The organism is Intrasporangium sp. (genome assembly GCF_035280925.1).
GTDB lineage: Bacteria > Actinomycetota > Actinomycetes > Actinomycetales > Dermatophilaceae > Intrasporangium.
The window spans coordinates 1-22,365 of the sequence record NZ_DATEEY010000106.1 but is presented as its reverse complement, the minus strand read 5'-3'; the positions used below and the strand labels follow the sequence as shown (position 1 = coordinate 22,365).

The 22,365-nt window shown below is 70.3% G+C and carries 23 protein-coding genes; 11 read left to right on the top strand and 12 right to left on the bottom strand.

From position 1 onward, the window contains the following. Positions 1–109: 109 nt before the first annotated feature. The 5 genes from VJN29_RS10420 to VJN29_RS10400 form a co-directional block, all read right to left on the bottom strand. Positions 110–481, bottom strand: a complete 372-nt coding sequence (locus VJN29_RS10420) for a PRC-barrel domain containing protein (RefSeq protein ID WP_324143562.1) — start codon at positions 479–481, stop codon at positions 110–112. 75 nt (positions 482–556) lie between these two features. Continuing rightward, positions 557–2,032, bottom strand: a complete 1,476-nt coding sequence (locus tag VJN29_RS10415) for an MFS transporter (RefSeq protein WP_324143561.1) — start codon at positions 2,030–2,032, stop codon at positions 557–559. Between the two features lie 8 nt (positions 2,033–2,040). Next, positions 2,041–2,973, bottom strand: coding sequence for an LLM class flavin-dependent oxidoreductase (locus VJN29_RS10410; RefSeq protein WP_324143560.1), 933 nt, complete (start codon positions 2,971–2,973; stop codon positions 2,041–2,043). Between the two features lie 62 nt (positions 2,974–3,035). Beyond that, positions 3,036–3,812: a zinc permease gene (locus VJN29_RS10405; protein WP_324143559.1), complete on the bottom strand. Its 777-nt coding sequence runs from the start codon at positions 3,810–3,812 to the stop codon at positions 3,036–3,038. Between the two features lie 37 nt (positions 3,813–3,849). Then, positions 3,850–4,782, bottom strand: a complete 933-nt coding sequence (locus VJN29_RS10400) for an SDR family oxidoreductase (protein ID WP_324143558.1) — start codon at positions 4,780–4,782, stop codon at positions 3,850–3,852. Positions 4,783–4,855: 73 nt separating this feature from the next. Between VJN29_RS10400 and VJN29_RS10395 the strand changes: the two genes are divergently transcribed. After that, entirely contained in the window at positions 4,856–5,683 is an 828-nt protein-coding gene (locus VJN29_RS10395; protein WP_324143557.1) for an alpha/beta fold hydrolase, read from the top strand. A gap of 140 nt (positions 5,684–5,823) precedes the next feature. On the opposite strand, the gene VJN29_RS10390 is transcribed toward VJN29_RS10395, so the two are convergent. Both VJN29_RS10390 and VJN29_RS10385 read right to left on the bottom strand, forming a co-directional pair. Continuing rightward, a complete protein-coding gene (locus VJN29_RS10390; protein ID WP_324143556.1) occupies positions 5,824–6,519 on the bottom strand; it encodes a response regulator transcription factor in 696 nt (231 codons plus the stop codon). Then, the gene (locus tag VJN29_RS10385) at positions 6,516–7,958 is read right to left on the bottom strand and encodes a PspC domain-containing protein (RefSeq protein WP_324143555.1); all 1,443 of its coding nucleotides are present in this window, start codon (positions 7,956–7,958) and stop codon (positions 6,516–6,518) included. Before VJN29_RS10385 ends, VJN29_RS10390 begins: the two co-directional genes overlap by 4 nt. Positions 7,959–8,082: 124 nt before the next feature. Between VJN29_RS10385 and VJN29_RS10380 the strand changes: the two genes are divergently transcribed. The 3 genes from VJN29_RS10380 (at position 8,083) to VJN29_RS10370 (ending at position 12,068) form a co-directional block, all read left to right on the top strand. Further along, positions 8,083–9,405 carry a PspC domain-containing protein gene (locus VJN29_RS10380; RefSeq protein WP_324143554.1) on the top strand — a complete coding sequence of 441 codons (1,323 nt, stop codon included), beginning with the start codon at positions 8,083–8,085 and terminating at the stop codon, positions 9,403–9,405. Beyond that, complete coding sequence (locus VJN29_RS10375) at positions 9,402–9,971, top strand: hypothetical protein (RefSeq protein WP_324143553.1); 570 nt, start codon at positions 9,402–9,404, stop codon at positions 9,969–9,971. The genes VJN29_RS10380 and VJN29_RS10375 overlap by 4 nt, the downstream gene beginning before the upstream one ends. 132 nt (positions 9,972–10,103) lie before the next feature. Next, entirely contained in the window at positions 10,104–12,068 is a 1,965-nt protein-coding gene (locus VJN29_RS10370; RefSeq protein WP_324143552.1) for a M13 family metallopeptidase, read from the top strand. Between the two features lie 21 nt (positions 12,069–12,089). On the opposite strand, the gene VJN29_RS10365 is transcribed toward VJN29_RS10370, so the two are convergent. Together VJN29_RS10365 and VJN29_RS10360 are read right to left on the bottom strand one after the other, a co-directional pair. Then, complete coding sequence (locus VJN29_RS10365; RefSeq protein WP_324143551.1) at positions 12,090–12,560, bottom strand: GNAT family N-acetyltransferase; 471 nt, start codon at positions 12,558–12,560, stop codon at positions 12,090–12,092. Further along, entirely contained in the window at positions 12,557–13,018 is a 462-nt protein-coding gene (locus VJN29_RS10360) for an SRPBCC family protein (RefSeq protein WP_324143550.1), read from the bottom strand. The genes VJN29_RS10365 and VJN29_RS10360 overlap by 4 nt, the downstream gene beginning before the upstream one ends. 37 nt (positions 13,019–13,055) lie before the next feature. Between VJN29_RS10360 and VJN29_RS10355 the strand changes: the two genes are divergently transcribed. After that, positions 13,056–14,165, top strand: coding sequence for a CapA family protein (locus tag VJN29_RS10355; protein ID WP_324143549.1), 1,110 nt, complete (start codon positions 13,056–13,058; stop codon positions 14,163–14,165). Positions 14,166–14,448: 283 nt separating this feature from the next. Beyond that, on the top strand, positions 14,449–14,850 hold the full coding sequence (locus VJN29_RS10350) for a hypothetical protein (protein WP_324143548.1): 402 nt from the start codon (positions 14,449–14,451) through the stop codon (positions 14,848–14,850). Positions 14,851–14,982: 132 nt separating this feature from the next. Here VJN29_RS10350 and msrA read toward each other — a convergent pair whose 3' ends face one another. After that, complete coding sequence (gene msrA, locus VJN29_RS10345; RefSeq protein ID WP_324143547.1) at positions 14,983–15,657, bottom strand: peptide-methionine (S)-S-oxide reductase MsrA; 675 nt, start codon at positions 15,655–15,657, stop codon at positions 14,983–14,985. Between the two features lie 326 nt (positions 15,658–15,983). Between msrA and VJN29_RS10340 the strand changes: the two genes are divergently transcribed. Then, complete coding sequence (locus tag VJN29_RS10340; RefSeq protein WP_324143546.1) at positions 15,984–16,259, top strand: response regulator transcription factor; 276 nt, start codon at positions 15,984–15,986, stop codon at positions 16,257–16,259. 55 nt (positions 16,260–16,314) lie between these two features. Here VJN29_RS10340 and VJN29_RS10335 read toward each other — a convergent pair whose 3' ends face one another. After that, on the bottom strand, positions 16,315–16,581 hold the full coding sequence (locus VJN29_RS10335; RefSeq protein WP_324143545.1) for a hypothetical protein: 267 nt from the start codon (positions 16,579–16,581) through the stop codon (positions 16,315–16,317). 263 nt (positions 16,582–16,844) lie between these two features. On the opposite strand from VJN29_RS10335, the gene VJN29_RS10330 reads away from it, so the two are divergent. The 4 genes from VJN29_RS10330 to VJN29_RS10315 all read left to right on the top strand — a co-directional run bounded on the left by VJN29_RS10330 (position 16,845) and on the right by VJN29_RS10315 (position 20,861). After that, complete coding sequence (locus VJN29_RS10330) at positions 16,845–18,122, top strand: phosphotransferase (RefSeq protein WP_324143544.1); 1,278 nt, start codon at positions 16,845–16,847, stop codon at positions 18,120–18,122. A 92-nt stretch (positions 18,123–18,214) separates the two neighbouring features. After that, positions 18,215–19,678 carry a HAMP domain-containing sensor histidine kinase gene (locus tag VJN29_RS10325; protein ID WP_324143543.1) on the top strand — a complete coding sequence of 488 codons (1,464 nt, stop codon included), beginning with the start codon at positions 18,215–18,217 and terminating at the stop codon, positions 19,676–19,678. After that, positions 19,675–20,337 (top strand): response regulator transcription factor, encoded by a 663-nt coding sequence (locus VJN29_RS10320; protein WP_324143542.1) that lies wholly within the window; start codon positions 19,675–19,677, stop codon positions 20,335–20,337. Before VJN29_RS10325 ends, VJN29_RS10320 begins: the two co-directional genes overlap by 4 nt. Positions 20,338–20,462: 125 nt before the next feature. Further along, complete coding sequence (locus VJN29_RS10315) at positions 20,463–20,861, top strand: hypothetical protein (protein WP_324143541.1); 399 nt, start codon at positions 20,463–20,465, stop codon at positions 20,859–20,861. 84 nt (positions 20,862–20,945) lie between these two features. Here the strand turns inward: VJN29_RS10315 and thrS are convergent, their stop codons facing one another. After that, the gene (thrS, locus tag VJN29_RS10310; RefSeq protein WP_324143540.1) at positions 20,946–22,196 is read right to left on the bottom strand and encodes a threonine--tRNA ligase; all 1,251 of its coding nucleotides are present in this window, start codon (positions 22,194–22,196) and stop codon (positions 20,946–20,948) included. Positions 22,197–22,365 lie beyond the last annotated feature (169 nt).

The window sequence follows — 22,365 nt, the reverse complement described above, 5'->3', positions numbered from 1 at the left end:
ACCCCGGCAACCACGGGCAAATCGTCCAATGAGGGAAGCCCCGGCGGCGCGGTTGTCCACGCCACCGGGGCCTTTTCACGACTACAGCGTTCGGGCTACCTCACGTCGCTCAGGGCATCGTGCGGTCGTACGTGTCGCCGTAGTAGGTGCCGAGCCGGTCCCGGTACTCCGGGTTGTCCAGATCTGCATCCGTCAGCTCCGGGGAGTCCTTGATCTGGTCCTTGGTCCGGTCCACATAGACCTTCTCGTCGTTCCAGTCGACGCGATCGATGGTGCCTGCCGGAAGCATGACCTTCCGACCGAAGATCCACGGGCCGGTGTCGACGACGACGAAGCTGCTGCCGACGTCAAGAGTGGCCCGGTCGATCTTGCCGATGTGGCCGTCGATGGCCTCCACGGAGAAGCCCGTCAGGTCCTTCCCGCGGGTCGTCACCTCAGCGCTCTCCCGATAGTTCCATGCATCCCAGGTGCGGGTAGCCATGGTTTTCTCCTCTCGTTCGAGTGTTGCGTGCACATGGATCCCTACCCACTCCATTCACGGCCTCAAACAACAAAATCACGATCGCGTATGCCGCTGGGCTGGCTTCCCGGTGTCCGTTGCCTCAGGAGACACCCGGCCTTCCTGCTGGCGGGTTCTCAGGTCGACCGCGCTGGCGATGAGGGCGAGGGAGATGACCGCGGCGGCGACGCGAATTGCCAGCGCGGCCGCGTTGGTGAGGTCCCCCGAGGCGGCGCCCAGGCCGAAGAAGACGGCCCCGATGAGCGCGATCCCGGCGGCCGTGCCGATGCGCTGTCCGGTCTGGAGGACACCCGCTGCGGTGCCGGCCCGCTCGACGGGCACGTCGTGGAGCGTCAGCGTGATGTTGGGGGAGATGACGAAGCCGCTGCCCAGTCCGCCGAGGAGCAGCGGTCCGGCCAGGGCCCATGGGAGGGACGGTCCGTCCACGGCGGTGAGCACGACGTCCACGGCGACGAGCCCGGCGAGGGAGAGGACCAGGCCACCGGTGACGAGCAGCCGCCCGAAGCGGTGCACGAGGCGGCCTCCCAGCGCCGAGCCGACGGCAGACCCGGCCGCATAGGGTGTCACCATGAGGCCAGCCCCGAGGGCGGAGTAGCCCAGGCCCTGCTGGAAGTAGATCGTCAGCACGAAGAAGATGCCGGTGAACCCGGCGAAGAAGACGGCACTGACCGTGGCGCCGGACGAGTACCCCGGCACGCGGAAGAGCGCGAGCTCGACGAGCGGGCTGCGACCACGGACGGTGTAGGCGCCCTCCCAGGCGACGAAACCGGCGACAAGGCCAGCGCCGACGAGCCCGGTCCACCAGGGGAACGAGAACCCGTCCCCCCGGCCCCGCTCGATGAGGGGCAGCAGGAGTGCGGCGACGCCCAACCCGAGCAGGACCACACCCACCGGGTCGAGGTCGAGCCGCTGGTCGGCGTGTCGTCGGCGCGGCGGCGGGAGCCAGCGGAGGGCGAGCAACACCGCCCCGACGACGATCGGCAGGTTGACGAAGAAGATCCAGCGCCAGCCGGTCTCGACGCCGAGCAGGCCGATGATGAGGCCACCGACGACCGGCCCGACCGCGGTCGACACGCCGATGGTCGCCCCCAGGAGGCCGAACGCCCGGCCGCGTTCCCGGCCGGTGAACATCTCCTGGATCAGGCCGGAGACCTGTGGGTTGAGCAGGCCGCCGCCGATGCCCTGGAAGAGCCGGGCGGCGACGAGCACACCGCTGCTTGGTGCGAGTCCCGCAGCCACGCTGGAGAGGCCGAAGACGAGGACGCCCGCGATGAACATGGTCCGCCGCCCGATCGCGTCGCCCGTGCGTCCCGCCCCCACGAGGACGAGGCCGAAGGTGAGGGCGTAGCCCGAGACGATCCACTGGAGGTCACTCTCGGTGGCCCCGATCCCCACCTCGATCGAGGGGAGTGCGACGTTGACGATGCTGACGTCGAGCAGCGTCATGAAGCCTGCGACGAGGCAGACGGCGAGGGCTCGCCACCTGCGGGGGTCGGGCTCGGGTTCGGTCACGTCGGGACCTACGCGCCCGGACGGATGGACGGGGCCAGCTGTTCCAGCAGCTCGAGGGCCGTGCCCAGGGACCCGGCCGGGTCTGCTGACGGGAACACGACGTCCGGGCTGAAGTTCGGGTCGACGAAGACCTCGGTCACGCCTTGCTCGCCGAGCGTCTCGAGGTCCTGTTGCACCTGGTCGACGGACCCGGTGAGGAGGCGTCGCCGCCCTTCCCTGTCGATGACCTCGGAGCCGAGCCGGACGACGCCGCGCACGACGAACCGCAGCACGCCGGGATCTCGGCCAGCCCGCTCCGCAGCGGTCCGCACCGTGTCGATGTCCTGGCCGACGCGACGCAGGTCTTGCCGACTGGAGCTGACCCAGCCGTCAGCGAGGCGGCCGACCCGCTCGAGGGCCGCCGGAACCGAGCCGCCCATGAGCAACGGCGGGTGCGGCTGCTGAACTGGTTTGGGCTGGACGATGGCCTCCGGCACGTTGACGTACCTGCCCTCGAAGCGCACCGGGTCCGGTCCCCAGATCGCTCGAAGGCATTCGACCGTCTCGACCGTGCGGCCCACCCGCTCTGAGCGAGGAATGCCAACGGCCTCGAACTCCTCTGCGGCCCAACCGAGCCCCAGCCCCACGTCAAGTCGCCCGTCGCTGAGTTCGTCCAGCGTGGTCAGCTGCTTGGCGAGGACTATGGGCGGCACGTACGGCGCGTTGAGGACGGCGACGCCGAGGCGTACGCGCTGCGTGAGCGCGGCTGCATGGGCCAGCGTGACGATGGGGTCCTGGACCGAGACGTAGGTCGCGCCCCAGTCCGCCCGCAGCGGGTGGAGCAACCGCTGGAACGTCCACAGCGACGAGTAGCCGAGCGCCTCGGCCCGTCGCGCCACGAGGCGCACCGACTCGCCCGAGGACCAGGGTCCAGACACCGGTAACGCGAATCCGAGGTCCATGCCGTCCATCTTCCTCGCCGACCGCGCGGCGGCTGTTTTGACGCCGACCGGGGCGTCGCGTTTCAGAGAGTTGCGAGGATGTAGGCGAGCACGAAGCCGGCAGCCGTGCTGAGGGCGACGGCCGGGCCGCCCTTCTCGTACGCCTCCGGCATCAGGGTGTCCGCGAGCGATGCGAGCACGGCGCCAGCGGCGAAGGCGAGGGGGATGGAGATGGTCTCGGGTGTGGCGCTCGACAGCGGGCCGGCGCCAACGGCCACGGCTACGGTGAGCAGGGCGGCGCAGATGGCCCAGAGCCCGATGATGTAGGCCTTCGAGCGCCGCTGGGCGCGCATGGAGGCGCTTCCGACGAGCGCTTCCGGGAAGTTCGAGACGAAGATCGCGCCGAGTAGGGCGATGCCGCCCGTGCCCTCGCCGAGCGACACCCCGAGGGCGAGGTTCTCCGGGACACCGTCGAGGGTCACGGCAGCGAGGAGTGCCAGGCCGGCAGCTCCGGTGACGGACGCCGGGGAGGGTGCCTTCTCCTCTGCCGCGGCATCGACATCGAGCTTCTCGCTGCCGTGGTTCTCCGGCCGATGTCCCTGGGCTGCTCGGTCGAGCCGCTGGCTCAGCACGGTGAAGATGACGGCGCCGGCGAGCAGGCCGAGCCCGGCACGCCAGAGGCCCCCCTGCTCGTGCGAGTCCTCGAAGAGCTCGAAGGCCAGGGCGGTGATCAAGGCGCCGGAGGCGAACGCGAGCATGGCCGCAAGCACCCGTTTGGGGAACTCGACCAGACTACCGGCCAGCGCCCCGAGGACCAGGGCGCTCGAGCCGATCGCGCCGAAGACCAGCGCCTGACCCATGGGACTCCTCCCTGCACCGTTGGCGAAACGCGCTCGCTCAGGTCTTTTCGTTGAAGCGGTTAGCGGCCTTGCGGCCCCACGACGTCAGCGTGTTGACGACCTTGGAGTCCAGGCGGCGTTCCGCCTCATGGCCCTCGATCGTGCCGGTCGTGCCGTCTTCTGATGGCCCCGGGAGCAGGCGGCTGGCCAGGCCCATGACCCTTGTCGTCGTGGCAGGCATGAGTCCGTGCACCCGGACGCCGATGTGGGTGAGAGGGGTGAGCAGGATCATCGGTTTCCCGGCCAGGACCGCATCGACCATCCGCCGCCCGGCCCGCTCGGCGTCGACCGCGAGGCCGGGCACCGACGCGGCGGGGCCGAACCACGCGAACTCCTTCTCCCCGGAGAACTCGGCCCGCAGGTGGGAGCCCGTCCTCATCAGGCCCGGAACGATCGTCGTCGCCGTGATGCCCGTGCCCTGCAGTTCGGCGGCCAGCCCGTCGGAGAACCCGACGGCGCCGAACTTTGCCGTCGCGTAGGGCAGTAGATGCGGAGGCGAGACCATGCCGCCGATCGAGGTGACCGTGCCGATGTGCCCGTGGCCGCGCTCGCGCAGGTGTGGCAGGACGGTGAGGGCCACGTTGATCGGGCCCCACATCATCGTGTTGACCGCATCCTCGAAATGCTCGAAGGTCATCGACTCCAGCGGGCCGACGCGGATGATGCCGGCCACGGTGATGACGGTCTCGATCGGCCCGACCGAGGTCTCCGCGTCCTCGACCAGCAGTCGGACCGACTCCCGGTCGCGCACGTCGCAGACCCGGCTCTCGGCGACGGTGGATCCGCCCAGCTGAGCGACCGCGTCGTCGAGGTCCCGCTCGGTGCGCGCGGCGATGACGACGCGGCGGCCACGTCGGGCGAGCTCCTTGGCGATGATGAGCCCGAGACCACGCGAGCCCCCGACGACGAGTGCAACAGGTTGGCTGATCATGGTCTCTCCTTACCCTCTCGACCGCTCCGGTGTCACGGACCCGGACGCCGGGCCTTCGCCTAGGCTCCGCTCCATGACGAAGCGCCTGCACACGCTGACCGTCGGCACGGTCGGTCCACGCATCGCTTTCCTGCACGGGCTCTTCGGGCAGGGACGCAACTGGAACCAGATCGCCAAGGCCCTAGCCGGTCAGGACGGCTCCGCGGCCCAGTGCCTGCTGATCGACCTGCCCGACCACGGCCGCTCGCCCTGGACCGCCGAGTTCTCCTTCGCGGCCTACGCCGACGCGGTCGCCGCGACCCTGCGGGCAGCCGCGCCCGGAGAGACGTGGACCCTCGTCGGCCACTCGCTCGGCGGCAAGACGGCCATGGTCCTCGCCCTCCTGCACCCCGACATCGTCGACCACCTCGTCGTCGTCGACATCGCCCCGAAGGACTACGGATCGCTCGAGCGATTCCAGGGCTACATCGACGAGATGCGTGCCCTTCCTCTCGAGGAGATCGAGAGCCGTGCCGACGCGGAGGCGCGGTTCGAGGAGCCGAACCCCGGGGTCAAGGCCTTCCTGCTCCAGAACCTGCGCTCGGACCGGTCCCACGGCCGGACGCAGTGGCGCTGGCAGGCCAACCTCGAGCTCTTCGCCACGGATGCTGCGCTCGGCCACGATTCGCGCATCGCGGGGTGGCCGAAGTCCGTCGACGATCTGCCGCCCTACGAGGGACCGGTTCTGTGGATTTCGGGCGGTGACTCGCCCTACGTCCAGCCCGAGGACGGCGACACCATGCGACGCTACTTCCCGCTGGCGCGGCAGGTCACCATCAAGGGCGCGGGGCACTGGGTCCACACCGAGGCGCCGGAGATCATCGTGGAGGCTCTCCGCCGCGTCCTCGCACGGGAGCGCTGATGCCCAGACCGATCGAGTGAACAGCTTTCGAGCCCGAAAGCTGTTCGCCGATCGGGGTATTGCCCGAAAGCTGTTCACTCGATCGGGCGTTGCCCCGGAAGCTGTTCATTCGATCGAGGATGGCGTGCGGGCGGTCGAGATCAGAGGAGGCGACGGCCCAGCGCCCAGGCGGTGAGCTCGTGCCGGGAGCTGAGCTGCAGCTTGCGGAGGACGGAGCTCACGTGCGTCTCCACGGTTTTCACCGAGATGAACAGCTCCTTGGCGACCTCCTTGTACTGGTACCCCCGGGCGATGAGCCGCATGACCTCGCGCTCCCGGGCCGAGAGCCGGTCCAGCTCCTCGTCGATCTCGGCGACCTCGCCCGCCGCGGCGCCGAAGGCATCGAGCACGAACCCGGCCAGGCGCGGGCTGAAGACGGCGTCACCATCGGCCACTCGCCCGATCGCCGTGAGCAGCTCGTTGGCATTGATCGTCTTCGTCACGTAGCCCCGAGCGCCCGCCCGGATGACGGCGATGACGTCCTCGGCCGCGTCGGACACCGACAGGGCGAGGAACCGCACCGGCTGCCCCGCCTCCGTCTGCACGCCTGCACACGCCCGGATGACGTCGGCGCCGCCGCGACCGTCGCCGCCGGGGATGTGGACGTCGAGGAGGACGACGTCCGGCCTGGTCTCCTTGATCACGGTGGTCGCCGACTCGACGGCGCCGGCTTCGCCGACGATCTCCAGGCCGTATGCCGCTGGGCTGGGCGTGCCCGTCAGCTCGGCTCGCACTCCGGTGCGGAACATGTGGTGGTCGTCGACGAGGACGACTCGGATGGTGCGAGGCGGGGTCATGACGTCTCTTCCTGCGGTTCGGGTGAAAGACCGGCGTCGCTGCTCCGGCCGGGCTCGGAGCCCGCGGGGCTGGGGCTCGTCCCGGTGGAGCTGCCGTTCGTGGGCGGGGTCGGGGATGGCTCCGTGACGGGCAACCGGAGCTCGATCTCCGTGCCGTCGGTTCGGCGCCGAATCGCTGCCGAACCGCCGTGGCGCTCCATGCGCCCAATGATCGACTCCCGCACACCCGCCCGGTCGTCGGGCACGTCGGTGAGGTCGAAGCCCTTGCCATGGTCGCGCACGAAGGCTTCGACCGCGGCCGGCCCGACCTCCACGTAGGCGGCGATCGGCGGCTCGGCGTGGCGCACCGCGTTCCAGGCCGCCTCGCGGACCGCCTTGACCAGGGCGTCGAGGTGCTCGTCCATGGGCCGGTCGCCGGTGATGACGAGCTCGACCGGCACGCCATGGAGATCCTCGATCTCCTCGAGGGCGGAGGTCAGCGCGGCCCCGAGCGTCCCGGCACGTGCGTCCTCGTCGTACAGGTACGACCGCAGCTGACGCTCCTGGGCCCGGGCGAGCCGGGCCACGGTCGCGGGGTCGGAGGCACGCCGCTGGATCAGGGCCAGGGTCTGCAGCACCGAGTCGTGCAGGTGGGCCGCGATGTCGGCACGCTCGGTGGCGCGGATGCGGGCCGCCTGCTCGTCCCGGAGATTGGTCCAGAGTCGCAGGATCCACGGGGCGGCGAGGACGGCAACGCCGACGAGGGCGGCGAGGACGGCGCCGACCACCTGCCAGATCTGTCCCACGTCGGTCTGGCCGATGAGCAGACCGACGAGGCCGAGGGTGGTCAAGGTCAGGCCGACGACGAGCCAGATCCACTTGACGGGCCTGCGTGCGCCGATGGGGTCCGCGTCGTCGAGCTGTGACCAGAAGAAGATGGTCCCGATGACGATCGCGACGATGGGAAGCAGCACCTGGGGCTCGATGCCGATGCCGGCACTGCCCATCCAGAGGGCGCCCGCGATGGCCAGGGCCAGGACGCCCAAGAGGGTCACGACGACCGCCTCATTGCCGCTGCGGAGCCACCGCTTGAGGGACTTGAGCGTCGGAGGGCCGGTGCCCTCGGTGGACGACGTGGCCGTCGACTGCTCGGCCGCTCCGCCGGCTGTGGCTCCCACCTGCGCCGGGTCGCCCGGTGATGGGGCCGGGGCGAGGGTGCCCTCCCTCATGGTCGCCCAGAGGAACGCGTAGACCGCGAGGCCGGCGCCGAACGGAATCGACGTCGCGACGAAGATGATCCGGATCACCTTCACAGAGACGCCGAGATGGACGGAGAGCCCCGCCGCCACCCCGCCGATGAGGCGCCCACTCGTCGGCCGCACGAGCGGCGGACGGGGAGCCGGCATCCGCAAGATCGGGGGATGCGGCATCGCCTCGCTGGGGTCGGTTCTCGTCGTCACACTTCCATCCTGACCCACCCGAGTGCGTGAGGGCGACCATCCTAGGGTTCTTCAGGCGCACTTCAGGGTCACTTCAGGGTCGACCCGCATGGCTGGCAGCGCTGTCACGGGAGAACCTTGGGTCATGAACCAGCAGACTGACCCCACCTCGAAGGGACCTGGCCTCGACGGCCTCTACGACGCCCTGCGCCGCCCAGGCATCGCCAGGGCCTCCGACGGCCGGTGGTTCGCCGGGGTCGCGTCCGGGCTGGCCCGCCGACTCGGCATCGACCCGCTGGTCGTCCGAGCCGCGTTCATCCTCCTCGGCCTCCTCTTCGGAATGGGGTTGGCCGTCTACTTCGTCCTCTGGCTCCTCATGCCGGACGAGCGTGGCCGGATCTCGCTCGAGCAGGCGCTCAAGTACGGCGAGGGCCACTCGATCTTCCTGCTCATCGTCACCGTCGTGGTCCTCTTCAGCGGCGGACCCTGGTTCGGCAACGACCAGGGCGGAGGGTTCCGCTTCTTCGGCTTCGCCGCCCTCGCGGTCGGCACCTGGTGGTTCCTGACCCGCACCGACACCGGCAGGGACCTGATCCAGTCCGCACCGTGGTCGTGCAGCTCGCACGGGGGCAGCACTCCGACGGCCACCGCAGGTGAGTCCTCCACCGCCGCCTCGAGCAGCGGCAGCGGTTCAACCGCAGCAACGGGCAGGTCCACGGGCAACGCAGCCGCGAATGCCGGCGCAGCCAGCTGGCCGCCCCCCAGCGGGAGTGCGACCACGCCCTTGACCGTTGCGGTCCCGACCCCTCCGCGGGAGCGGACCCGGGGCATCGGCTTCGCCGCCGGCCTGCTCGTCCTCGGAGCAGCCATCCTCACGTCGGTGGGGGTCCTCAACGCCGCCGAACGCCTCGCCTGGCAGGGCAGCCACCTGGCCGTCTCGATCGCCGCCGGCCTCGGGGTCCTCGGCCTGGGCATCGTCATCGCCGGGATCGCCGGCCGCCGATCCGGCTGGCTCGCGCCCTTCGCGATCGCCGCGATGGCCGCCGCGGTGTTCACGAGCGTCATGCCACACGGCCTGACCCAGCCCTTCTCGGTCGGTGAGCGCACGTACGAGCCAGCCGCGTTGACCGGCACCGAGGCCTTCCAGCTGGGCATGGGCGAGATGCGGCTCGACCTCACCGGTGCCGACTACCAGGGTGAGGGCGTAGAGACCGTGAAGGCAGTCGTCGGCATGGGCGAGCTCAACCTCGTCGTACCCGAAGGGGTGCGGCTCACCGTCAACGCGACCGGTCGGGCGGGCGAGATCGTCGCCCACGACAGCAACGAGGGCGGCGCCCGGACCAGCCGGAGCGGCACGATCCTCGACGAGACGTTCACCTACGGCCCGGAGTCGGCCCCGGACGAGATCGTCGTCGACGCCGAGGTGGGCCTGGGACAGATCACGATCCAGACGGGAGCCAGCCAGTGAACGCGAATGACCGCGACGAGAGGCGCGAAGAGCCTACGCTCCACATCGAGCAGGTGGACGCGCCGACGGACGGCGACATCGCTCCGCACCGCGTCGACTCGGCGGACACTCAGCACATCGCACAGCCCCTCACGCAGCAGATCGAGACCACAGGAACGGCCATGAACCAGCACGACCCCGCCACTCCGGGCCAGCCGCCCTTCAAGGTGGAGCCCGCGACGCCGGTCCCGGACGACGCCGTGCACCCGGACGACGAGCCGTCGCCGGCGCCACACGTCGAGATGATGCCGCTCCCGCCTGCGCAGCCGGCGGCAGCAACCCCGCACTGGGCGCCACCACCGAACTCGGGGCTGGTCACCGTCCGCCGGGGGCCGCTGCCGATGACGATCATGCTGGGCCTGCTCAGCATCATCGTCGCCGGCTTCGTCCTGGTCACGAACCTCGCGGGCGCCGACTTCAACATGCGCGCCATGGGGCCGATGATGTTCGGCTCCTTCGGCGGACTCCTGCTGATCGTCGGTCTCATCGGCATCATCGCGGGAGGCCGGGGCCGCGACGACCGCTGAGCCATTCGCCCCGTCGGCGCGACGCGCGTGTTCGTGGGCCGGCGGGCTGGGAGTGGCCCTTCGTGCGGAGCCAGCTCAGCGGCATACGGTGGGCATGCGCAGACCCAGCCACGACGCGACGAAGGAGCACCCGTGACCCAGCCGTCCGGTCTCGACCTCACCCACCTCGACCGCACGGTGCGCCCGCAGGACGACCTCTTCCGGTTCGTCAACGGCAGGTGGCTCGACACGACCGAGATCCCGGCGGACCGGGCGCGCTTCGGGACCTTCGACCTGCTCCGCGAGCAGTCGACCGCCCGGGTGCACGAGCTCATCGAGCAGGCCGCTGCCGACCATGACGCCACCGCCGGCTCGCCGAAGCGGCAGGTCGGGGACCTCTTCGCGAGCTTCATGGACACCGAGCGGGTCGAGGAGCTCGGGCTGATGCCGCTCCAGGCGCTGCTCGGCGAGGTCGCGGCGGTCGACTCCGTCGATGCGCTCGTCGCGACGCTCGGGCGCCTGTACCGCGTCGGCGTGACGGGCGTGCTCGCCCTCTACGTCAGCCCCGACCAACGCTCTCCCGAGGACTACGCGGTCTACCTGGAGCAAGCCGGCCTGGGCCTTCCGGATGAGTCGTACTACCGCGAGGACACGTATGCCGACATTCGCGTCGCCTACGTCACGCACCTCGAGCGGCTGCTCGGTCTGGCGGGCATCCCCGAGGCGGCGGACAAGGCGGCGCGCGTCATGGCCCTCGAGACGCGCCTTGCCCTGCATCACTGGGACCAGGTCGCCAACCGCGACGCCGTCAAGACGTACAACGCCTTCACCTTGGCCGAGGCCGAGGCGTTGGCTCCGGAGTTCCCTTGGCACACTTGGCTTTCCGCCATGCAGGCGCCAGAGGGGGCGATCGATAAGGTCGTCGTGCGGCAGCCGAGCTTTGTCACCGGGCTCGGGCGGGTGCTGGGCGAGATGCCGCTCGAGGACTGGCAGGCGTGGCTCACCTTCCACGTCGTCAGCACCTTCGCCGGCCTGCTCCCCGAGGCCCTCGTCGACGAGGACTTCGACTTCCATGGCCGGACACTGTCGGGGCAGCCGGAGATCAAGGAGCGGTGGAAGCGCGGGGTCGCCGTGGTCGAGAGCGCGGTCGGGGAGGCAGTCGGCCAGCTCTATGCCGAGCGGTGGTTCCCACCGGAGGCCAAGGACCGGATGCAGCACCTCGTCGCGAACCTCGTCGAGGCCTTCCGGCGGTCCTTCGCCTCGCTCGAGTGGATGGGGGAGGAGACACGCAAGGAGGCGCTGCGCAAGCTCGACATGTTCGTCGCCAAGATCGGCTACCCCGAGGTGTGGCGCGACTACTCCTCCATCGAGATCGATGCCATGGACCTGGTCGGGAACGTCTGTCGGGCAACAAAGTTCGAGGTCGACCGCAACTTCGCCAAGCTGGGCAAACCGATCGACCGCACCGAGTGGTTCATGCTGCCGCAGACGGTGAACGCCTACTACATGCCGTCGATGAACGAGATCGTCTTCCCGGCCGCGATCCTCCAGCCGCCCTTCTTCGACCCCGAGGCCGACGACGCCGCGAACTACGGCGGCATCGGTGCGGTCATCGGCCACGAGATCGGCCACGGCTTCGACGACCAGGGGTCCCGGTATGACGGGACGGGCGCGCTCCGGGACTGGTGGACCGAGGCGGACCGGGAGCGGTTCGACGCGTTGGCCCAGCGTCTCATCGAGCAGTTCAACGGCTACACCCCTGCGGGCCTCGACCCGAAGTACAAGGTCAACGGCGCTCTCACCGTCGGCGAGAACATCGGCGACCTCGGTGGGCTGCAGATCGGCTACGCGGCCTACCGCATCGCGACCGAGGAGTCGGGGATGCCGGACATCGACGGCTTCACCGGTCCCCAGCGGTTCTTCCTCGGGTGGGCCCAGGTCTGGAGGGGCAAGGCCCGCGAGGCCGAGGCGATCCGGCTGCTCGCCGTGGACCCGCACTCGCCCCTCGACCTGCGCGCCAACGCGGTCCGCAACGTGTCCGAGTTCCACGAGGCCTTCGGCGTCGAGCCTGCGGACGGGATGTGGCTCCCGGCGGAGGAGCGGGTCGGGATCTTCTGACCCCGGCGCCAGCCAGGCGGCTCAGAGGCCGAGCTTGAAGCCGACGTGGGACTGGACGAAGCCCAGCCGCTCATAGAACCGGTGGGCGTCGGTCCGCGTGGCGTCGGACGTCAGCTGCACCAGGTCGACACCCAGCCGGCGCGACTGCTCGACAGCCCACTCGAGGAGGATGGTGCCGAGGCCGGACCCGCGCTCGGTCGAGGCGACGCGGACGCCCTCGATGATCGACCTCGTCGCGCCGCGCCGCGACAGGCCCGGGATGACGGTGAGCTGCAGCGTGCCGACGATGCGGCCGGCGCGCTCGGCGACGACGAGGTGCTGGCCGGGGTCGGCCGCGACGCGCGCGTACGCGGCGTTGTAGGGCGCGAGATCATCCGTCGTCTCACGTTTGCTGCCCAACGGGTCGTCCGCGAGGAGGTTGACGATGGCTCCGATGTCGTCCTCCGTGGCCGGTCGGATGATCAGGTCGGCCTCGTCCGGGGCAGCGGTCATGCCGACTCGGCGGCCTGCTTGAGCTGCCTGAGGCCCTTCTCCAAGTCGGGCCCGATCATCTTGTCCATCGAGTAGAACTTGCCCATGAGCCGCATGACGAGGTTCTGAGGGCCGGTCATGACCCAGTCGACCCGGGTTCCCGCATCCGCCGACGTCAGCTCGAAGTCCACGCGGTTCTGCGCCTTCATGGGGGCAGCGAAGACCAGGTCGATGCCGACGCGATCCGCGCCCACCTCGACGATCTCCATCCGGCCTTGACCCGCCTTGCTGTTGCCCCGCCACGCGTAGGTCGCTCCGGCGCCGGAGTCCGGGCCGGCGTACTTCCGCTCCAGGTTGGGGTCGAGGCCCTCCCACGGCGACCACTTCCGCCACTCGCGAAGCGTCGTGATCAGCGGCAGGATCCGCTCCGGCGGAGCCGCGATGGTGGTCGAACGGCTGACTCTGAACTCCTTGGCCATGCGCCGATCCTGTCACGCCCGGGCCTAGCCTTGTTGGATGGGCGACAACGTCCGCCTGGTGCTCGCCGGAGACGTCATGACCGGTCGAGGTATCGACCAGATCCTCGCCCACCCGGGTGATCCGACGCTGACCGAGCGCTTCGCCAAGGACGCCCGCGACTACGTCGCGCTGGCTGAGCGAGTGAGCGGTCCGGTCCCGCGTCCCGTCGGCCCGGAGTACCCCTGGGGTGACGTGCTGGCGGTGATGGACGAGACACCATCCGCCGTGCGGCTCATGAACCTCGAGACGAGCGTGACGCGGTCCGAGGACCGGGAGCGTGGCAAGGCCGTGCTCTACCGCATGTCGCCGGCGAACCTCGCCGTGCTCGACGTGGCAGGGGTGCACGCGTGGGGACTGGCGAACAACCACGTCCTCGACCACGGGCGGCAGGGCCTCCTTGACACCCTCGACTCGCTCGGAGCCGCCGGACTGCAGGCAGCCGGGGCCGGCCGCGACGAGAGTGACGCCTGGTCGCCCGCCGTCGTTCCGGTCGACGACGGTCGCCGCCGAGTCGTCGTCCTCTTCGTCGGCCACTCGTCGAGCGGAGTGCCGCGCCACTGGCGGGCTCGGCGCTCGCGGCCGGGAGTCGCCGTCGTCGAGGACCTGGACCGCGTTGCAGCCGACCGGGTCACCGAGCACCTTCTCGCCTCGAGCAGCCCCGGTGATCTCCGGGTGGTGTCGATCCATTGGGGCTCGAACTGGGGCTATGACGTCCCCCGGAGTCAGCGCACCTTCGCCCAGCGCCTCATCGACGGAGGGGTCCACGTGGTGGTCGGGCACTCGTCGCACCACGTCCGGCCCGTGGAGCTCCGAGGCGGTGGACTCGTACTGCACGGTTGCGGCGACCTCGTCAACGATTACGAGGGGATAGGAGGGTACGAGGAGTTCCGCGGTGACCTGCGCGCCCTGTACGTCGCGACCCTCGATGCGACCAGCGGGCGGCTGGAGGAGCTGCACCTGGTCCCGTTCCGCAGTCGTCGGCTCCGACTCGAGCGTGCAACTGCTGAGGAAACCCGCTGGCTGGCAAGGGCGCTCGACGAAGCGTGCCGCGGCCTCGGGACCCGCGTGCAGCAGGTGGGTGACCGCCTGACGGTGCCGGTCGGGTAGGTCCTCACCCACGCCCAAGGGAGGTTGGGCTGGGAGCGAGCCCAGCGGCATACGGAACATCTCGTATGCCGCTGAGCTCGCTCCAGGGGGATGCGCGCCCGGCGCACGACGTGGGCGACATCGGGGGGAATGATCGGTTGATCCGTATTTGATCCGCCCGAATTGTCCACGCCGGCAAGGGAGTCCGCGAGTGAGACCGGCGAGGACCGAACGTCTCGACGGCGCCTGACGTCTATCGTGTCGACCCATTTTCGGGTCACACGCCAGGAGGGGAGTGATCTGCATGTCAAAGACAGTGGTCCGGGTGGGGGCGATCCTCGCGGCTGCGGCGGCTCTCGCGTGGCCGGCACTGCCGGCCAGCGCCACGGTTCACGAGATCGTGGCCCAGTGGTGCTCGGGGCAGGACGAGCTCGCGCCACCGGGAATCTCGGGGGGAAGCAACGCGGACAACTTCGCGAAACCGCTCAGCGCGACCGGAGTGGTCGGCGACCCGGTGCCGTTCACCGGGCCCGCTGGTCCGGGCCTGCTCGTGCCGTTCGACTACGGCCACCCGGCGGCGAAGGTGCAGGGGACCGGCGTCTTCATCGTGATCGGCGCGACACCCGCCGGCCCGCTCTATCTGGAGCTCATCGAGCCCGACCCGAGCTTCCCGGCGTTCCAGCACTGCCCGCGGCTGGCCGGCTGAGCGGGCTGAGCTGATCCACCTGGGACAACTGACGGGACGGTTCGTGAATCACAAGCTTGGCTGAACCGGTCAGCAAGGGTTTGGTCCCGTCAGTCGTCCCCGGCTGTACGCCTTCCGCCGCAGCAGGGATGCTCAGGTCGGCGGGGCGATGTCCTGCTGTGCGGGCAGCTGGTCCTGGCGGACGATCCCGACCGGACAGGTCATGCCGGTGGGACCGTGGTTGCAGTAGCCGCCCGGGTTCTTGTGCAGGTAGCCCTGGTGGTAGTCCTCGGCGAGGTAGAACGGCCCCGCGTCCTCGGCGGACCGGATCTCCGTGGTGATCTCGCCGTGGCCGTTCTCGTGCAGCACCTTCTGGAAGGCGTCCCGCGTGGTCTCCGCGGCCGCCCGCTGGCCAGGGGTCGTCCAGTAGATCGCCGACCGGTAGACGGTGCCGATGTCGTTGCCCTGCCGGTTCGCCGTCGTGGGGTCGTGGTTCTCCCAGAAGGCCTTGAGCAGCAGCTCGGGCGACGTCTGGCTGGGGTCGTAGACGACGCGCGCTGTCTCGGCGTGGCCGGTCAGCCCGGTGCACGTCTCCTCGTAGGTCGGGTTGGGCGTGGACCCGCCCATGTAGCCCACGGACGTGTTGACGACTCCGGGCTGCCGCCAGAAGATCCGCTCCACGCCCCAGAAGCACCCCATGGCGACGTACAGCACCTCCGACCCGTCTGGCCACGGGCCCTCGAGCGGGGTGCCGAGCACGACGTGCGTCGGGTTGACCGAGAAGGGTCGGTGGTCGCGGCCGGGCAGCGCCTCCTCGCGAGTGGGCATCGTGGTCCTCTTCCCGAATCCGAACACCATCCCAGTGTCCTCCGTTCGTCGTCGCCGTTGCCTTACGTCCTCCTAACGCTCCACACCCCTGCCGTATGCCGCTGGGCTCGCTCCCAGCGCAAGGTCGGCGATCGCCCGCGGCCGGCTGCTGGTGAGGATGACAATGTGGAGCTGGAGGCTCGGACCTCTGCTCGTATCGGCTCGCGCAGTCGCTGCCTGTCACGAATGGCAGCCGTGTCGAGGCGGCCGCAGCTCTACGCCAAGCCGCGCGGATCGCGGGGGACCTGGGAGCGGTCCCGATCCTGGCGGACGTCGAGTCATTGGCGATGCAGAGCCACATCTCGCTGACCGAACCCGCCGCGAGTGGTCCCGATGGCCAGACGCCGCGGGTGCTGGCCGGCCTGACCCGGCGGGAGGACGAGGTCCTCAGACACCTCGTCGCGGGCCGGACCTACGCCGAGATCGCCCGGGCCCTGTTCATCAGCGAGAAGACCGTGAGCGTCCACGTCTCCAACCTCCTGCGCAAGACGGGCACCTCCAGCCGGATCGAGGTCGCCGACCTCGCCCGCCGGGTCATGCCCGGCGAGTGGGACGGCGGCTGAGGAAGGCCCGGCACCGCGGTGTCGCGGTGCCGGGCGCCCCCTGCCCTCCCGCGAGTTACGCGGGCTGCGGGTGGTGGTTTCGCCGAGCGCGTATCGCGGCTGCTCCGGCACCGGCCAGGGCGATCCCGGCCAAGGCGCCGAGAGCGAGCTGGTTGAGCTCGATCCCAGTGTCGGGGACGACGACCTGCAGGGCCGGCGGGGTGCCGATCGGGTCCTCGAGGACGACTGCCGTTGCCGGCAGTGCAGTTGCGAGAGTGAGCAGGCCGCCTGCTGCCAGAGTGGCCAGCGATCTGCGGGTGCGGGTGGTGGTGGTGCTGTTCATGGCTGTGTTCCCCTCATTGAGAGTCACGGATGTGGACACACCAACTCTCTTTCGAGCGCACGCGGAGCACATCAGGGCCTGATCCTCAGAAACTGGCCCGCCACCCCTCAGATTCGGTGGCGGCACTTTCTGCACAGTCGACGAGAAGCCAGCCCAGCGGCATACGGCCACTGCTTGTCGAGCGGCCCGGGCACGCCACGAAGATGAGAGCACTCTCATCAAGTGCTCACCCACATCTCACCGCGAGCGCCGATCATGGATCCATGACCACCGACCGCGATCTCGCAATGCTCACGGGCGAAGCGGCTCCCGGACTGCTCGCGGCCGCGCTCGGTACCGCGGGCGGAGAGCTCGTGTCCTGGCGCGTCCGTGACGTCGACCACCGGCCCGGTGGGTCGACGACCGCTTCGTACCGGGCAGTGGTCCGATGGGCGGACGAGGAGCGGCGTGAGACGCTCGGCGCGACGACCTCCAAGGTCGATCCCGGAGCACCCGGGGTCCTGTCGCTGTCGGACGGGGAGCGGGAGGTGAGTGTCTGGCGGTTTCCGCAGGACCCTGGCCTGCCGGCGCTCGCGGCGGCGACCGACAAACGGGCCCTCGCGTCGGTGCTGCGGTCCTACGGGCTCGGCGACGTCGACGCGGACGGTCGCTCGCTGCGGGTGACCGTGCGGGCCTACCGGCCCCGCCGCCGGGCCGTCATCGAAGTCGTCGCGCCCACGGCGCGACTCTTCGTCAAGGTCCTCCGGCCGAGCCGTGTACGCGACCTGCATGAGCGGCACCGCCTCCTCGCCGAGGCTGAGATGCCGACGCCGCGCAGTCTCGGCTGGACCGACGACGGCCTGCTCCTGCTCCAGCCCCTCCACGGGACGTCGATGCGCAAGGCGTTGTGGGACCCGAGTGCGGCTCTACCGACGCCCATTGGCGTCGTGGAGGTGCTCAACCGCTTGCCCGAGGCCGTCCTCGACCTGCCCCGGCGTACCAGTTGGACGGAGGGCGCCGGGCACTACGCAGCACTCCTCGGCGCGGCGCTGCCGGCGGAGGCGGATCGGGCGGCTGGGCTCGCCGGCGAGATCTCGCGGCTCACCACCGCCACGGGCAGCCCCGACGAGCCGGTGCATGGCGACTTCTACGAGGCGCAGCTGCTCCTCACTGAGGGCCGCATCACCGGGCTGCTCGACGTCGACACCGCCGGGCCCGGGCACCGCGCGGATGACCTCGCCTGCCTCGTGGGTCATGTCGCCGTCCTGGGCACGATGCGACCGGAGCATCGCGACCGCCTCACGGCCCTGGCGGCCGCATGGTTCGACGAGCTCTCGTTCCGCGGCGGCCGGGGGTCCACGGCGTCCCACGCGGCCCTCGGGAAGCAGGGGGCCGAAGCCGTGGACCCCGCCGACCTCGCGGCCCGGGTTGCTGGCGTGGTGCTCTCGCTCGCCACCGGCCCACACCGGGTCCAGGAGAGCGACTGGCAGGACTCGACCCGGCGCCGGCTCGACGTCGTGGAGCACTGGGTGGACCGAGCCAGCCGCGGAGGAGCCGCATGAGGTGGCCGCGGCTGCCGGGCCGGAGGCGCCCGCGGGACCGTCCACGGCCGAGTCTCTCGGTTCGCGCGCGGGTCGTGACCTCCGTCGTGCTCATGAGCGCACTCGGGCTCGCGACCGCGGGGGCGGTGGCCAACGCGATCCAGACCGCTCGCATCAGCGACCAGATCGACGGCGCCCTTGCCCAGGAGGTCGAGGAGCTACGCGCGCTTGCGGAGCAAGGCGTGGACCCCGCGACGGGCCGTCCGTTCTCGAGCGTGGAGCAGCTGGTCCGGGTGGCACTCCAGCGAAACGTGCCCAGCCCGAACGAGGTCTTCCTCGCCTTCCAGGACGGCTCGTTGGACGCGTACACGGCAGGTGGACTGACCGAGCTCGCCACGGCGCCGGAGATCGCGGCGGCCGCCGCCCGGGTGCCCGCCGGCTCCCGGTCGGTCGTCAACGACGAGGTCATGACCGACCTGGGCTTGGTCAGGTTGTCGATGGTCCCTGTCGGGATCGAGGGTGACACCGCAACCGGCGTGTACGTCGTCGCTCACTCTGTCGAGGGGGAACTGGCTGCCCAGGAAGATCTGATGCGCACCTACGCCCTGGTCGCTCTCGGCGCCCTCGTCCTCGTCGGCGGCGTGGGCTGGGTGGTCGCGGGCCGGTTGTTGCGCCCGCTGCGGTCGCTTCGCGACACGACCGAGCAGATCAACCGCTCCGACCTGACCCAGCGTGTCGAGGTGACGGGTAGTGACGACGTGTCCGATCTGGCTCGCACGTTCAATGCGATGCTCGACCGGCTCGAGGTGGCCTTCACGACGCAGCGCGAGTTCCTCGACGACGCCGGACATGAGCTGAGGACCCCGATCACGGTGCTGCGGGGCCACCTCGAGCTGCTCGACGAGAACGACCCGGCCGACATCGAGGAGACCCGGGCGCTGCTGCTCGACGAGCTGGACCGGATGGGTCGGCTGGTCGACGACTTCATCCTCCTCGCCAAGGCCGGCCGAGCCGACTTCGTCCGCGCCGAACCGGTGCAGCTCGACCGGCTCACGGACGAGGTCCTCGACAAGGCCCGGGCACTCGGCGATCGGGACTGGCGCGTGGACGCCCGAGCTGACGCTGTCGTGCTCGCCGACTCGCAGCGACTGACCCAGGCCCTGCTCCAGCTCGCTGACAATGCGGTGAAGTTCTCCCGGCCCGGCGCGACCATCGGCTTCGGCAGCGCCGTCGGAGACGACGAGGCCCGCCTGTGGGTCCGCGACACCGGGCCGGGCATCGCGCGCGACGAGGCGGAGGGCATCTTCGAACGCTTCAACCGTGGCTCGGGGGCCAGACGAGCGGAGGGTTCCGGACTGGGCCTGGCCATCGTTCGCGCCATCGCCGAGGCGCACGATGGCACGGTGGAGCTGGACTCCACGGTCGGCACGGGCTCGACATTCACCATCGTGCTGCCCCTCAGGCACGGACCACGCAGCGACGAGGAGGGCCTCGACGGGCCAGAGGACGTCGAAGGGCGTGACGCCGAGGCACCCGGGTCCCCCCATCCCAGGCCCTCGACGAAGGCGACGACATGAATCGGATTCTCATCGCGGAGGACGAGCCGCGGATCTCCGACTTCATCCGCAAGGGGCTGCGCTCCAACGGCTTCACACCGACGGTCGTCACCGACGGCGTCAGTGCGCTCGACCACGCGATGAGCGGCGAGTTCGACCTGCTCATCCTCGACATCGGCCTCCCGATGCTCGACGGCTTCGCCGTCCTCGAGCGGCTTCGCGGCTCGGCCAGCTCGTTGCCCGTCATCATCCTGACCGCCCGGGACTCGGTCACCGACACGGTGGCCGGGCTCGAGGGCGGTGCCGACGACTACATGGCCAAGCCCTTCCGCTTCGAGGAGCTGCTCGCTCGCGTCCGTCTGCGGCTCAGAGACGTGGGGTCCCAGGAGGCGACGGTGCTGACGCACGGTCCGGTGAGCCTCGACCTGCGCACTCGCCGGGTGCGCGTCGGCGAGAAGGTCATGGACCTGTCGGCGCGGGAGTTCGCCCTCCTGGAGGTGTTCCTGCGCAACCCGGAGCAGGTGCTGTCGAGGGAGCAGCTGCTCAGCCACGTCTGGGGGTATGACTTCGACCCCGGCTCCAACGTCGTCGACGTCTACGTGCGCTACCTGCGTCGGAAGCTCGGCGCGGAGCGCATCGAGACGCTGCGTGGCATGGGGTACCGGCTCACGGCGCGGTGAGCTCGCTGCCGGCCCAAAGTCGATGAGAACCTCCTCATCGTCGTCTCCTTTCTGCTTCATCGGCGCTCGAGACATTGAGTGCATGGTGCTCCACCCGGTGCACCGGATATGAGAAGGGGAACATCATGAACGTCTCGAAGAAGTGGATCGTCGTCGGAGCCGCAGCCGTCCTTGGCGTGGGCGGTGCCGTCACGGCAGCCTCGCTGGGTGTCAACGACGCCCCCGATCGCGACGCGGCTGCGGTGATGCTGCAGACCGAGCCCACCGACACCATCGACGCCACTGCCGGCGATGCAGCTGGCGATGTCGATGACAGCCCCGAGAGCGCCGACTCCCCGAATGCGTCCGCGACCGACTCCGCTGAGAGCGCGAGCGACAGCCCCGACGACCCGGGCTACACCGGTGTGTCGACGGGCTCGGACGACTCGGCTGCGAGCCCGGTGTCGCCCGGGGTCGTTGAGCAGGACTCCGATGACTCGGCTGCGTCGGTCAACTCGCCGGCGTCTGTGGACTCCGCCAACTGAGCCCGCCCCGACAACACTGAAAACGGACGGAGGGCGCCCCACTCGACTGGGGCGCCCTCCGTGCTGCCCTGTGCGGCGCGGTCCTCAGGACCAGCGGACGAAGGGCAACCGGCCGTCCCGGGCCTCGACGACCCGCTCGACCAGCGACTCGACGGGCACGGTCACTCGACGCTCCCCGGCCACGTCGGTCATCTGGACCGCACCGGCCGCCGCCTCACGCTCCCCGATGACGGCGATGAGGTGATCCCGTCGGCGACGGGCCTCCGCGACCCGCGCGCCAAGCGAGTCGTCGCACCGCAGCTCGGCACGGATCCCCCTGCTGCGCAGGGCTTCGACCAACGCTCGCGCAGCCGAGTCCTGGGCCTCCGACACCGGGAGCACGGCGACCTGGACGGGCGCGAGCCAGAGCGGCAGCCGTCCCCGGTAGCGCTCGAGCAACGCCGCCACGACGCGCTCCATGGAACCGACGGTGCCGCGGTGGATCATGACGGGGCGGTGCCGTGCGCCGTCAGCAGCGTGGTAGGTCAGGTCGAACCGTTCCGGCAGGTTGAAGTCCAGCTGCACGGTGGCGATGGTCTCCTCGTGACCGCGGCCGTCACGGACCTGCAGGTCGAACTTCGGCCCGTAGAACGCGGCCTCGCCGGGCACCTCGACGAGCTGCAGCCCCGCGTCATAGAGGAGCGCCCGACCAGCGTCCCGCAGTGCGGCCTCGGCCTCGCTCCACTGCTCGCGACTTCCGAGCCAGGCGTCGGAGTCGTCGCGCACCGACAGGCGCACGTAGTCGACCGGCAACCCGAGGATCCGCTGCGCCTCGATGGCGGCCCGCAGCCCCCGTGCGGCCTCCTCACCCGCCTGGTCCGGCCGGCAGAAGACGTGGGTGTCATCGAGGTGGATCTGCCGAACGCGGCTCAGTCCCGAGACGACACCGGACCGCTCCGCGCGGAACATCGCTCCCAGCTCGTTGAAGCGCATGGGCAGCTCGCGGTAGGAGCGGCTGGCGGCCGCGTAGATGAGCGCGTGGTGTGGGCAGTTCGCCGGCCTGAGCACCAGCTCGTCGTCCGCCTCCTCGTCGCCGAGCCGCATCGACGGGAACATGTCGTCGCTGAACTTGGCCAGGTGCCCGGACCGCTCGAAGAGGCCGCGTTTGCCGAGCACAGGTGAGTAGACGTCGACGCATCCATCGCGGTGGGCGAGGTCCTTGGCGAGGCGCTGCAGCTCGGCGCGGATGAGCGCGCCGTCAGGCAGCCAGAGCGGCAGTCCAGAGCCTGCGAGCGGGTCGGTGGCGAAGACGCCGAGCTCGCGGCCCAGGTCCCTGTGGTCGAGGTTGTCGTTCATGTCGTTCCCTTCAGGTCGGTGAGTCGACCGCGGAGACGACAACGCCCCGGAGCCGACTCCGGGGCGGATGGTGACGAGCGGATGCAGCAGCTCAGTCCAACAGTGCGCCGGAGGGATCCGGCGTCGTCGTCTGCAGGTGGCGCTCCATACGGGTCAGGATACCGACGTG